Genomic DNA, 13485 nt, shown 5'->3' with positions numbered 1-13485 from the left:
TCCAACAGCTCTGAAAGGCCGCCCGTCATGGCCGTGCCCACAAAAAACATTCCGGCGCCCGACCTCGTTCCGGTGCGCCGCGCGCTGCTTTCCGTCTTCGACAAGACCGGCCTGATCGACTTCGCCAGGGCGCTCGCCGCGGCCGGCGTCGAGCTGGTTTCGACGGGCGGCACGGCAAAGGCCCTCGCCGGGGCGGGCCTGGTGGTCCGCGACGTCTCCGAGCTCACCGGCTTTCCCGAGATCATGGATGGGCGGGTGAAGACCTTGCATCCGTCGGTGCATGGCGCGCTGCTCGGCATCCGCGACGATCCTGACCATGCCAAGGCCATGCACGACCACAACATCGAGCCGATCGACCTCGTCGTCTGCAATCTCTATCCGTTCGAGGAGGTCCGCCGCTCCGGCGCCGGCTATGCCTCGATCGTCGAGAACATCGACATCGGCGGCCCGGCGATGATCCGCGCCTCGGCCAAGAACCACGCCTATGTCGCCATCGTCACCGACCCGGTCGACTATGCCTCCGTCGTCAACGCGCTGGAGATGAATCTCGGCTCGCTCTCGCTCGACTTCCGCAAGATGCTGGCGGCGAAGGCCTTCGCCCGCACCGCCACCTATGATGCGGCGATCTCCGGCTGGTTCGCCGAGGCGCTGGAGATCGAGCACCCGACATGGCGCGCGTTCGGTGGCCGGCTCGACCAGGTGATGCGCTATGGCGAGAACCCGCATCAGGGCGCAGGCTTCTACCTGTCGGGCGACAGGCGGCCGGGCGTGGCAACGGCAACGCAGTTGCAGGGCAAACAGCTCTCCTACAACAACATCAACGACACCGACGCCGCTTTCGAGTTGGTCGGCGAGTTCGATCCGGCGCGCTCGGCGGCGGTCGCCATCATCAAGCATGCCAACCCCTGCGGCGTTGCCGAGGGCTCATCGCTGAAGGCGGCCTACGCCAAGGCGTTGGCCTGCGACCCGGTCTCGGCCTTCGGCGGCATCGTCGCCATGAACCGCATCCTCGATGCCGAGGCGGCGGAGGAAATCGTCAAGACCTTCACCGAGGTCATCATCGCGCCCGACGCCACCGACGAGGCCGCCGCGATCGTCGCTGCGAAGAAGAATTTGCGCCTGCTGGTCACCGGCGGCCTGCCCGATCCGCGCGCCGCCGGCACGACGGTGAAATCCGTCGCCGGCGGGCTGCTGGTGCAAGGCCGCGACAATGTCGTGGTCGACGACCTCGAGCTGAAAGTGGTGACGAAGCGCGCGCCGACACCGGCTGAGATGGCCGACCTCAAATTCGCCTTCCGTGTCGCCAAGCACGTCAAGTCCAACGCCATCGTCTATGCGAAGGACGGGGCGACGGTCGGCATCGGCGCCGGCCAGATGAGCCGCGTCGATTCCTCGCGCATCGCCGCCCGCAAGGCGCTGGACGCAGCTGAAGCTGCGGGCCTCGCCGAGCCGCTGACCAAAGGTTCGGTCGTCGCCTCGGACGCCTTCTTCCCCTTCGCCGATGGGCTATTGTCGGCCATCGAGGCCGGCGCCACCGCGGTGTTCCAGCCCGGCGGCTCGATGCGCGACGACGACGTAATCGCCGCCGCCGACGAGCACGGCATCGCCATGGTGTTCACCGAGGTAAGACATTTCAGGCATTGATGCTCGAGGCGGAGATGCTTCAAGAATTCGCTCCGCTGAGTCGATTGGTGCGTTTCGAGAACCGGAGCGGAGCGGACATTCGGGTCCGTGAGCACCGGAAGCGCAGAAAACCGCGGCAAGTGGCTAGAGCAATTCCAGGAAAAGTGTGAGCGGTTTTCCGTCCGGAATTGCGTAAAAACAAAGAGATAGAGCGGTTCGCCGTTTCCGTGAAACGGTGAAGCGCTCTAGCGGAGTAGAATTATCGAAGCATCTCCTTCGGCTTATCCGCCGGATAGGGTATCCCCGCCAGGATCGCCATGCCGATGCCCAGGAACAGGATGATCGCCGCCATACCGAGCCGTGGTGAATCGCTCATGGTGGTAATGGTCGCCACCATGAATGGCGCCAGGAAGCTGGTTGCCCGGCCGGCCAGCGCATAGATGCCGAAATAGCGGCCGGACTCGGCGGCGGTCACGCTGCGCGCCATATAGGATCGCGACGAAGCCTGCACGGGACCGAAGGCAAGCCCGATCAGCAGGCCGTAGAGGATATAGGCTTTCTCGGCCGCGGTACCGAACAGGCCGCCGGAATCGGCGGTCGACAGCGCGATCAGGCCGAGCAGCGTGAAGCCAGGCCCGGTCGAGACGACGCCGATCGTGGCGACCGACAGCATCACCAGCGCGATCATCACCACGGCCTTGGAGCCGAGCGCGGTATCGAGCCGCGCCGCGATCCAACAGCCGAAGATGGCGACGACGTTGAGGATGATGCCGAACATGCCGATCTCGGTGATCGACCAGTGGAACATGCCGGCTGCGAACGTGCCGCCGAGCGCGAGCAGCGCATTGACGCCGTCCTGATAGACCATGCGGGCCAGGAGGAAGCGCAGGATGCCGCTGCGTTGGCGCACTTCGGCAAGCGTCGACTTCAACTCGGACAGACCCTCGCGCACCGCCGGACCGATCGGGATTCCTTTGATGGCGTCGGGCGTGAAGAAGAACATCGGCAGGATGAACAGGAAATACCAGCCGGCCGACATCGGCCCGGTGAAGCGCGCGTCTTCGCCGAGTTTCGGATCGAGCCCGAACAGCGGGTCGAGGCCGATGAGCGTCTTGCCCGTTTCGAGATTGCCGGCCAGGAACAGCACCACGAAGATCAGCGCCACCATGCCGCCGAGATAGCCGAGCCCCCAGGCGACGTTGGAAATCCGGCCGATCTCTTCCTTCGGCACCAGCCGCGGCATCATGGAATCGTTGAACACGGTCGAGAATTCGGCCGCCACCGAGGCCAGCGAGAACAACAGCACGACCAGGAACAGGTTCGAACCCGGTGCCGCGAACCACAACAGGCTGAGGCTGACGATCTTCATCGTCGCGAAAAACGCGATCCACGGCTTGCGCGGCCCGGTCTGGTCGGCGATCGAGCCGAGCACCGGCGACAGCACCGCGATGACCAGTCCGGCGGCGGCAATGCCGTAGCCCCAGGCGGCCTGCCCGGCGGTCGGGTCGCTCGCCATGCGCGAGACGAAATAGGGCCCGAAGATGAAGGTGGTGACGACGGTGAAGAAAGGCTGCGCCGCCCAGTCGAAGAACATCCAGCCCCAGATGCCGCGCCCCGATGACCGCTGCACTGTCTCTACTGCCGCCATGCTGATTCCCCTGGCATCGCTCGCGTCGGGCGCATGTCTGCATGTTTTCAAGCAGCGATGCAAATGAACAAGCATGGGGCCAATTCCCCGCCCCACGAGTGGGCTACGCTATGCAGACATCTTCTGTGACTGGCGCGACTGATCAGGCCGAGGCTTGATTGCCACGTGGTTCCCCAATCCGTCGCTGCTTCGCAGCGCCACGTTTCCCCCCTCCGGAGGGAAAGGAAGGGAGCCTTGCTGGACGAGTGACGGCAAAAAGCTTGGCGCCTTTCCTCTCCCCCGTCGATCGGGGGAGAGGTGGCTCGGCGAAGCCGAGACGGAGTGGGGGTCGACCAGTGCAGCATAGGCAATACATGCGCCAAGCTGCCATGCACCTATCGCCAAAGGCCAGCCGCTTTGGCAGGGGCGCGAGGAACTTCACATCCCCGTCAGGTCGCTCATCAGGCCGGATGCCACCGACAGCCGCGACACGGTGATGTCGCCGCCTTCGGTCAGCGCCTGCAGCCGTTCGCGGATGCGGGCGACGCGCTCGCCGCCGGCTTCGAGCCAGGCCGCGACCGGATCCGCCGCCGTGCCGTAACCGGTGAGCGCCGCTACCGCGATGCCGCGACGCGCCACGCCGATCGTGTCGGTCGCGCGCGACAGCGCCAGCTGGTCGTAATAATCCGCCGGCATGATCGAACGCGCGGCTTCCTCGACGCGTGGGATGCGGAAGGCGTCGCTGACGGCGAAGAAGGCCTTGGCCGCGCTGACGATGTCGGCACTGGCGGTGCGTGCGGTGAGCGCGACATCCGGGATCAACTCGGCCACCTCGGTCAGAGCGAGCTGCCCGGCGAGCTTTTCCGGCGCGCCGCCCTTGAACAGGCCGTGCCGCCGCTCCTCGATGCGCTCGCGCGAGAAGGCCGGCAGCAGCGAGAGAAGCTTCGGTTCAAGCGCCTTGCGGGCTTCCTGCAATTCGGCGATGCGCTGCCCGAGCGGCGCGGAGCCCGCTTCGTTCTTCAGATACCAGCCGCTGGTCATGAAGATGAGCCGGCTAACCGCCTGATAGAGATCGAGCTGGACCTGGCCGTCAATCTGGTTGTCGAGCGCGTCGATTTCCTTGTAGAGCGCCGGCAGCGTGAAGCCGTCGCGGACCACGGCGAAGGTGCGCACGACATCGGCAGCCGTGCGGCCGGTCGATTCCTGCAGCCGGTTGACGAAGGACGGGCCGCCGCGATTGACCAGGTCGTTGGCGACGACGCGCGCGATGATCTCGCGGCGCAGCCTGTGGTCGTGGATCTCGCCGGCAAATTTCTTGGCCATGCGTTCCGGGAAATAGCCCATCAGGTCGCGGTCGAAATGCTGATCGTCCGGCACGTCGCTGGCGACGATGTCGGAAAACAGCACGATCTTGGCATAGGCGAGCAGCACGCCGAGCTCGGCCCTGGTCAGCGGCTCGCCGCGCGCCTCCCGTTCGGCGAGCGCCGCCGGCGAAGGCAGCGTCTCGACCGCGCGGTCGAGCAGGCCGCGCGCTTCCAGCGCCGTCATGAAGCGCGCCTGGTGCGCTATGTCGGCGAGCCCGCGCTTGCGCGCCAGCGATAGTGCCAGCGTCTGCTGGTAGTTGTTGGCGAGCACCAGCGCGCTGACCTCGTCGGTCATTTCGGCGAGCAGCTTGTTGCGCGCCGGCCTGGTCAGCGATCCTTTGCGCATGGCTGACGCCAGCGCGATCTTAATGTTGACCTCGACGTCGGAACAGTTGACGCCGCCCGAATTGTCGATGGCGTCGGAGTTGCAGCGGCCGCCATTCATGCCGAACTCGATGCGCGCCCGCTGCGTGACGCCAAGATTGGCGCCCTCGCCGATGACCTTCGCCCGGACATCGAGCGCGGTGACGCGGATGGCATCATTGGCGCGGTCGCCGACATCCTGATTGCTTTCGCCGGAAGCCCGCACATAGGTGCCGATGCCGCCGAACCACAGAAGATCGACCGGCGCCTTGAGGATGGCGTTCATGATCTCGACCGGCGTCGCCGTGGTCTTGGACAACCCGATCGCGGCGGCCGCCGCTTGCGGCAGCGTGATCGATTTCTGGTTGCGCGAGACGATGATGCCGCCTTGCGACAGCTTCGACTTGTTATAGTCCTGCCAGGACGAGCGCGGCAGCGCAAACATGCGCTGGCGTTCGGCCATCGAGGCGGCCATGTCCGGATCGGGATCGATGAAGATGTCGCGATGGTCGAAGGCGGCGATCAGCCTCGTGGCCGGAGACAACAGCATGCCGTTGCCGAACACGTCGCCCGACATGTCACCGACGCCGACGACGGTGAAGGGCGAGGTCTGGATGTCGCGATTCATCTCGCGGAAATGCCGCTTCACCGCTTCCCAGGCGCCCTTGGCGGTGATGCCCATCTTCTTATGGTCGTAGCCGGCCGAGCCGCCGCTGGCGAAGGCGTCGTCCAGCCAGAAGTGATGCTTCTCGGAAATCGCGTTGGCGATGTCGGAAAAGGTCGCCGTGCCCTTGTCGGCGGCAACGACGAAATAGGGATCGTCCTGGTCGCGCCGCACCACGCCCGCCGGCGGGATGACGCCGTCGACGCCGATATTGTCGGTGATCGAAAGCAGGCTGGAGACGAAGTTCTTGTAGGCCGAGGTGCCGGCTTCGAAGATGGCGTCGCGCCCGGCGCTCATCGGCAGCTTCTTCGGATAGAAGCCGCCCTTGGCGCCGACCGGCACGATAACCGCGTTCTTGACCTGCTGCGCCTTGACCAACCCAAGCACCTCGGTGCGGTAGTCCTGGGCGCGATCCGACCAGCGCAGGCCGCCGCGCGCCACCGGGCCGAAGCGCAGATGCACGCCCTCGACCTCGGAGCCGTAGACGAAGATCTCGCGCCATGGCCGCGGCGCCGGCAGGCCTTCGATCGCCTGCGAGTCGAGCTTGATCGCCAGCGACTGCCCTTTCGCTTTCGTATCGGCTACGAAATGATTGGTGCGCAGCGAGGCTTCTACGAGGTTGAGATAGCGGCGGATGATGGTGTCGTCGTCGATATTGGGCACCTCCTCCAGCGCATCCTTGATCTTGGCCTTGAGGTGCTTGGCCGCGACCACGCCGTCGCCTTCCGCCGTCGGTCCGAGCCGGGCGACGAACAGCGCGTGCAGGCCGCGCGCGATCTCCGGGTAGCGGTTGAGCGCGGCGGCGATGAAATCCTGGCTCTGCGGAATGCCGGCCTGCTGCAGGTAGCGGCCATAGGCGCGCAGGATGGTGATCTCGCCGGACCACAGGCCGGCCGTCTGCGCCAGGCCGTTATAGCCGTCATTGTCGACATCGCCGCGCCAGACCGACAGGAAGGCGTCCTCGAACAGCGCGCCGCCATCCGTAAGATCGATCGGCTTCCCGTAGCTGTTCTCCAGCTCCATGTCGTGGATGAAGACCTTGCCGGAACCGGCGTCGGCGACCTCGAAAGTGCGCTCGCTGATGACGCGGAAGCCGATATTTTCCAGCACCGGCACGCGCCGAGACAGCGCCACCGGGCTGCCGAAATGGTAGATCTTCAAAGCCGCCTGATGCGGCTTCTGGTCGGCATGGCGATAATAATCGATGGCGATCGGATTGTCGGCGCTGATCTTCGCGATGCGCCCGGCATCGGCCAGCGCCACCGCGGCCGAGAAGCTATCGCGATAACTCTCTGGAAAACGCGCCGCGATCGCCTTTAAGCCTGGATCGCTGCCGGCCGCCTCCGCGGCTTCGGACAAGGCGTCCTCCCAGGTGCGCACGATGTCGCGGATCGCCGCCTCGATCGTCGACTGCTCGACCTTCGGTGTCTTGCCGCCGGAACGGCCGATGATGAAATGCACCCGCGCCAGTCCGCCTTCCGGGAAGGCCGGGTAATAGGCCGACAGCCGGCCCTCGAACACGGTTTTCAGATAGGTGCCGACCTTCTCGCGCACGACGCTGTCATAGCGGTCGCGCGGCACGAAGACGATGACCGAGACGAAGCGATCGAACTGATCGACGCGCACCAGCGCCCGCACCCGCGGCCGCTCGATGAGCCCAAGAATGGCGCTGGCATGCTTGCGCAGGATGGGAACGGAGACCTGGAACAGCTCGTCGCGCGGATAGCTTTCCAGGATGTTGATCAGCGCCTTGCCGGAATGATCGTGCGGATCGAAGCCGGATTTCGAAATGACGGCCTCGGCCTTCGAGCGCAGATAGGGGATCTTCATCACCGAGCGCGTGTAGGCGGTGGAGGTGAACAGGCCGACGATGCGCAACTCGCCCGCCAGCGCGCCTTTCGCCGTGTAGGTCTTGATGCCGATGTAATCGAGATAGGTGCGGCGATGCACCGACGACTTGGCGTTGGCCTTGGTGACGATCAGCGGCTCCGGCCCGTGCAGGAAGGCGCGAATTTCGGGCGTCGTCGTCACCGCCTCGGTGCCGCGCCTCAGCACCAGCACGTCGGGATCGGACAGGATGCCGAGGCCGGGCTTCTCGGCGCGCTCAAGATTACCGCTCTCCTCGCCGCCGATATACTTGAACTCGCGCATGCCGAGGAAGGTGAAATTGTCGTCGCGCAGCCATTCGAGAAAGGCGATCGCCTCGGCGACGCTCTTCTTGTCGAGCGGCACCGCCATATAGCGGAATTCGGAAATCGCCTGGTCGAGACGGGCAAGCATGCGCTTCCAGTCGACGACGGCGGCGCGGACCTGGGAAAGCACCTTGCGCAGCCGCTCGGCGAGGTTTTTCGCCTGGTCGGCGGTCAGCCGCGGAATATGCACATGGACGACGCTCAGCCGGTCGTCATCCTCCTTGCCGCCTTCGCCAAGCACCTCGACCACACCGGTCTTGCCGTGGCGGACGGTGACGATCGGATGGGTGACCAGGGTCGGCTCACCGCTTGTCTCGGTGATCTCGCCGAGGATGGAATCGAACAGGAACGGCATGTTGTCGTTGACGACGGTTATGACCGTGACCGGCCGGCCGTCGCAGGCAACGCCTGAATCGGCTTCGACGGCGACGACGCTGTCGCCTTTCCTGTGGCTGGAGACCGCTCGGCCGGCGAGCTCGCCGGCGCGCTCCAGGTCGGTCACGTCATAGGCCGCGATGTCCTCGGCAGGCGCCCGCGCCAGCAGATAGTCGGAAAGCCTTGCGGGTTTCTCCTCCGCTTTCGCGGCGGCTTTCTTCCTCGGCTTGGATTTCACGCTGGCCATGACGCTTAGTCCCTCCCGCTATATGCTTTTGCGACTATGGTAGCCAGATGAGCGCTGTTTGGCGACAAAGGTTTGACGACGCTTTAAAAAATTCGAACCGACGCCATCGACTCGCGAGGAGAAACCAGATGACCGGCAAAATCACCGCGCTTGACCTTGTCCAGGCGGAACTCAGCGAGGCGACGAAAGCCTATTTCGACAAATGTCGGGAGAAGCTCGGCCTCGTGCCCAACGTGCTTCTCGCCTACGCCTTCGACGAGAAGAAGCTGCGCGCCTTCACCGATATGTATAACGACCTGATGCTGGGCGAGTCCGGCTTGTCGAAGCTGGAGCGCGAGATGATCGCCGTGGTCGTCTCCTCGATCAATCACTGCTTCTACTGCCTGACCGCGCATGGCGCGGCGGTGCGTCAGCTGTCGGGTGAGCCGGCGCTTGGCGAGATGATGGTGATGAATTTCCGGGCCGCCGATCTGTCGGACCGCCAGCGCGCCATGCTCGAATTCGCCGTTAAGCTGACCGAAGAGCCGGCCAGGATCGTCGAAGCCGACCGTGCCGCCTTGCGCCAGGCCGGCTTCTCCGACCGCGACATCTGGGACATCGCCTCGACCGCCGCCTTCTTCAACATGTCGAACCGGGTGGCCGCCGCAGTCGATATGCGGCCGAACCCCGAATATCACGCCATGGCAAGATAGAGGCCGCGGACTTTACATTAGCGATCTCGAATTTTTCATTGCCCGCGGCGCTGTTTGGTCCGATGATCAGGACTGCGGCACAAGCCGCATATCAACGATTGCAGCATCGCTGCATATCGGATTGCGGCAAAGCCGCACATCAACGATCGCAGCACCGCTGCATATCGGATCGCAGCACCGCTGCATATCGCAAGCGGCGTTGCCGCATGCCGGTTCGACGCCGCCGACAAGGGAGGTGAACATGGCGAAATTTCTTTATGTCTATCACGGCTCCGGCAAGATGCCGACCGATGACGCCGAACGCAAAGCGGCTATGGATGCCTGGACCGGCTGGTACGACAGACTCGGCTCGGCCGTGGTCGACGGCGGCAATCCGGTCGGCATGTCGAAGACGGTGCTGCCCAGCGGCAAGATCGAGAACAATGGCGGCAGCAATCCGACTGCCGGCTACACAATCGTTGAAGCCAGGGACATCGACGATGCCGTCGCCAAAGCCAAGGACTGCCCGATCCTGATGGACCCTGGCTTCAGCGTCGAGGTCGCGCCGATCATTGAAATGATGTGAGGCCGGCGCTCTATCGCGCGGCGATTGCCGCGGCCGCGCCCGCCATCGTCGTGGCGCTGATGCGGTTGGCGATCTTCATGGCGCGCTTGCTCTTCAAGAGCCGGCGCGCCTGCGAAGCGGCCAGCACCCAGGCAAGGTCGATGACCACCAGCACGATAGCCATGGTCAGCGTCAGCTCGACCCAGCCGACAACGCTGACCGAGGCAAGATCGACGATGGTCGGCAGCAGCGCCAGATAAAACATCATGATCTTGGGGTTGCCGAGCGTCACCGCCATGCCGGCAAAGAACAGTTTCACGGGCGAGTCCTCGCGCGGCATCTCGCCTTCATTGGCCTCGACCGGCGCCGTCCACATCTTGAAAGCGAGATAAGCAAGGTAGGCGACACCCACCCATTTCACGACGACGAAGGCGTAATGAAAGGTCTGCGCCACGACGGCGAGCCCGAACACCGCCAGCGACAGCCAGATGGCCTCGCCGATCCACATCGCCAGCAGGAAGGGGAAGACGTCGCGGAACCCCTTCGAGATCACCCGCGCCACCAGTGCTGCGATCGACGGGCCAGGCGATCCGGCGGCGACGAACAGTGCAGCGGCGAAGATCAGCAGCGAGGCGAGATGCATGGCGAACCTCTTGGACTGGGATTGGCTGCCATACTAACCAGCGGAAGCAGCATTGGCAAAGATGGTCAATCGCTGATGCCGGCGCCGCCCGCATCTAGCCGCGGCATGCTTTCGTGGAAAGGGCAGGGCAATCGCACACGGTGCTCCCCCTCTCCGTCTCGGCTAGGCCGAGCCACCTCTCCCCCACGAGGAACCCAAGCTTTCCCAGGTCGCGACATTGGCGGTTGGCGTTTCCTCGCCCCCCATGAAATGGGGGAGAGGTGTCCGCGCAGCGGACGGAGAGGGGGCAGCGCCAGCGCCCGAGAACTGGCGTTGAGCCGAGTCCGGCCGAGGGCACTTGCCCCTTCGTCGCCCTCCCGCTAGAAGACCCATCCCGACACCCATTTTCGAGCATCGCTTTGCCTCAGTAACCGCCGGTCTCGCCAACTCCTCTGAGTGCACCGCAGGCCCAGTCATTGGCGCCTGCTCCATTTCACGTGTTCTTCAGGCGGCGGTTCGAGACCGGTTTGGCATTGCTGAGCCGCCGTCGCGTGCAATCCGCGCCGACGCCTGACCTTCAACACACAGTCTTCGCCACGCCGTGGCCCATGAGGGGCATCTCGGACATCGCCGGCCTGACGGACTTCCCGACGGGAAGGGCCTACCGGCATGTCTACCCTATGTATCCGCTGGACGATTGCGCCCGCAATCGCGCCTCGACCTCTCATCAATTGCAATCGCTGCGGCGGCCTCAAGCCTTATCAGTGCTGCGGGAAATTCCGCGTCAATGCCAATGGCAAGCGCATTGACGTCTGGCTGATCTATCGCTGCGTCGACTGCGACAATTCCTGGAATTTCGCCATCCTGGAACGGCGAAACCGCCGCGACATCGAGCCGGCGCTGCTCGCCGCGCTTGAAAGCAACGATCCAGACCTTGTCCGCCGCCACGCCTTCGATGGCGCGATGCTGCGCGGCCGGGCTGGCCGGATCGAGGAATCTCCCGGCGTCACGGCCCGAAAGGAGCTTCTGGACGGCGAGCCGGGACGCGCGACCGCGCTCGAGCTCGAGCTTCGGCTCGAGGGCACGACGCCTTTGCGGCTGGACCGCCTGCTTGCCGGCGAGCTCGGCCTCTCGCGGTCAAGGCTTCAGGCTCTGGATAACCGAAGGCGGCTGACCTTCGAACCGGACGGCGCTAAGGCGTTGCGGAAACCGCTTCGCAACGGCTTGGCCGTGCGCATCGATCTGGCCGACCGCTCCCTCTTTTGAGCCCTTGGCTGAAAACCTTACGCCGCGCCCATCACCTTGGACGCCTTCTCGAAGCGCTTGCGCTCGTTCGGGTCGAGATAGAGCTTGCGCAGACGGATGGTCTTCGGCGTCACCTCGACCAGCTCGTCGTCCTGAATCCAGGCAAGCGCCCGCTCCAGCGTCATGCGGATCGGCGGGGTCAGCTTCACCGCTTCGTCCTTGCCGGCGGCTCGGATGTTGGTGAGCTTCTTGCCCTTGAGCACGTTCACTTCGAGGTCGTTGTCACGGCTGTGGATGCCGATGATCATGCCCTGATAGACCTTGACACCCGGATCGATGATCATCGGGCCGCGGTCTTCGAGGTTCCACATGGCGTAAGCGACCGACTCGCCCTGCTCGTTGGAGATCAGCACGCCATTGGTGCGGCCGGGCAGCTCGCCCTTATAGGGCTCATAGGCGAAGAACAGGCGGTTCATCACGGCGGTGCCGCGCGTGTCGGTCAACAGCTCCGACTGGTAGCCGATCAGGCCGCGTGTGGGGGCGTGGAAGACCAGGCGCTGGCGGTTGCCGCCGGACGGGCGCAGCTCGACCATCTCGGCCTTTCGCTCCGACATCTTCTGCACGACGACGCCGGCATGCTCCTCGTCGACGTCGATGACGACTTCCTCGACGGGCTCCAGCAGCTGGCCGTCGTCGCCCTTCTGCATGACGACGCGCGGACGCGACACGGCGAGCTCAAAACCTTCGCGGCGCATCGTCTCGATCAGCACCGCGAGCTGCAATTCGCCGCGGCCGGAGACGAAGAAGGAATCCTTTTCGGCCGATTCCTCGATCTTCAACGCGACATTGCCCTCGGCCTCGCGCAGCAGGCGGTCGCGGATGACGCGGCTGGTCACCTTGTCGCCCTCGGTGCCGGCAAGCGGCGAGTCATTGACCAGGAAGGACATGGTCACGGTCGGCGGGTCGATCGGCTGCGCATGCAGCGGCTCGCTCACCGCCGGATCGCAGAAGGTGTCGGCCACCGTGCCCTTCGACAGGCCGGCGATGGCCACGATGTCGCCCGCCTGGGCTTCCTCGATCGGCTGGCGCTCGAGGCCGCGGAAGGCGAGGATCTTCGAGATGCGGCCTGTCTCGATCTGCGTGCCGTCATGGTGCAGCACCTTGACAGCCTGGTTGGCCTTCAGCGTGCCGGACTCGATGCGGCCGGTGATGATGCGGCCGAGGAACGGGTTGGCCTCGAGGATGGTGCCGATCATGCGGAACGGGCCGGGATGCACCGTCGGCGCCGGCACGTGCTTGACGACGAGATCGAATAGCGGGGCGAGACCCTGGTCTTTCGGGCCTTCCGGATTTTCAGAGACCCAGCCGTCGCGGCCCGAACCGTAGAGGATCGGGAAATCGAGCTGCTCGTCGGTGGCGTCGAGCGCGGCGAAGAGGTCGAACACCTCGTTGACCACCTCGATATGACGGGCGTCCGGACGGTCGATCTTGTTGATGACGACGATGGGGCGCAGGCCGACCTTGAGCGCCTTGCCGACGACGAATTTGGTCTGCGGCATCGGGCCTTCGGCGGCGTCGACGAGCACGATCGCCGAATCCACCATCGACAGGATGCGCTCGACCTCGCCGCCGAAATCGGCGTGTCCGGGCGTGTCGACGATGTTGATGCGGGTGCCGTGCCAGTCGACCGAGGTCGCCTTGGCCAGGATGGTGATGCCGCGCTCTTTTTCGAGGTCGTTGGAATCCATGGCGCGCTCGGCGACGCGCTGGTTGTCGCGGAAGGCGCCGGACTGTTTCAGGAGTTGGTCGACAAGCGTGGTTTTGCCATGGTCGACGTGCGCGATGATCGCGATATTGCGGAGGTTCATGTGTCTGGTCTCGGGAATGTTGCAGGCAGCAGGCCCAAAAGCGCCGCCTTTTTCGGTTG

Annotated in this window: 8 protein-coding genes; 4 read left to right on the top strand and 4 right to left on the bottom strand. The window is 64.7% G+C overall.

Annotated features, from left to right (window positions below; genetic code table 11):
- Window positions 1–27: 27 nt before the first annotated feature.
- Entirely contained in the window at window positions 28–1644 is a 1617-nt protein-coding gene (purH, locus tag LB553_RS24710; RefSeq protein ID WP_224517012.1) for a bifunctional phosphoribosylaminoimidazolecarboxamide formyltransferase/IMP cyclohydrolase, read from the top strand.
- Between the two features lie 238 nt (window positions 1645–1882).
- Here purH and LB553_RS24705 read toward each other — a convergent pair whose 3' ends face one another.
- Window positions 1883–3271, bottom strand: a complete 1389-nt coding sequence (locus LB553_RS24705; protein WP_224517010.1) for an MFS transporter — start codon at window positions 3269–3271, stop codon at window positions 1883–1885.
- A gap of 417 nt (window positions 3272–3688) precedes the next feature.
- On the bottom strand, window positions 3689–8455 hold the full coding sequence (locus LB553_RS24700) for an NAD-glutamate dehydrogenase (protein ID WP_224517009.1): 4767 nt from the start codon (window positions 8453–8455) through the stop codon (window positions 3689–3691).
- Between the two features lie 128 nt (window positions 8456–8583).
- On the opposite strand from LB553_RS24700, the gene LB553_RS24695 reads away from it, so the two are divergent.
- Together LB553_RS24695 and LB553_RS24690 are read left to right on the top strand one after the other, a co-directional pair.
- A complete protein-coding gene (locus LB553_RS24695) occupies window positions 8584–9147 on the top strand; it encodes a peroxidase-related enzyme (protein WP_224517007.1) in 564 nt (187 codons plus the stop codon).
- Window positions 9148–9388: 241 nt separating this feature from the next.
- Complete coding sequence (locus tag LB553_RS24690) at window positions 9389–9712, top strand: hypothetical protein (RefSeq protein ID WP_224517005.1); 324 nt, start codon at window positions 9389–9391, stop codon at window positions 9710–9712.
- Between the two features lie 10 nt (window positions 9713–9722).
- On the opposite strand, the gene LB553_RS24685 is transcribed toward LB553_RS24690, so the two are convergent.
- Window positions 9723–10334, bottom strand: a complete 612-nt coding sequence (locus tag LB553_RS24685) for a LysE family translocator (RefSeq protein WP_224517003.1) — start codon at window positions 10332–10334, stop codon at window positions 9723–9725.
- 648 nt (window positions 10335–10982) lie between these two features.
- On the opposite strand from LB553_RS24685, the gene LB553_RS24680 reads away from it, so the two are divergent.
- On the top strand, window positions 10983–11579 hold the full coding sequence (locus tag LB553_RS24680) for a DUF1062 domain-containing protein (RefSeq protein ID WP_224517001.1): 597 nt from the start codon (window positions 10983–10985) through the stop codon (window positions 11577–11579).
- A 17-nt stretch (window positions 11580–11596) separates the two neighbouring features.
- Here the strand turns inward: LB553_RS24680 and typA are convergent, their stop codons facing one another.
- The gene (typA, locus tag LB553_RS24675; RefSeq protein WP_224516998.1) at window positions 11597–13426 is read right to left on the bottom strand and encodes a translational GTPase TypA; all 1830 of its coding nucleotides are present in this window, start codon (window positions 13424–13426) and stop codon (window positions 11597–11599) included.
- Window positions 13427–13485: the final 59 nt, after the last annotated feature.

It is taken from the genome of Mesorhizobium sp. CA8 (assembly GCF_020164955.1).
GTDB lineage: Bacteria > Pseudomonadota > Alphaproteobacteria > Rhizobiales > Rhizobiaceae > Mesorhizobium.
Note: the sequence above shows the minus strand (reverse complement) of the source record. Positions and strands in the feature narration are given on the sequence as shown.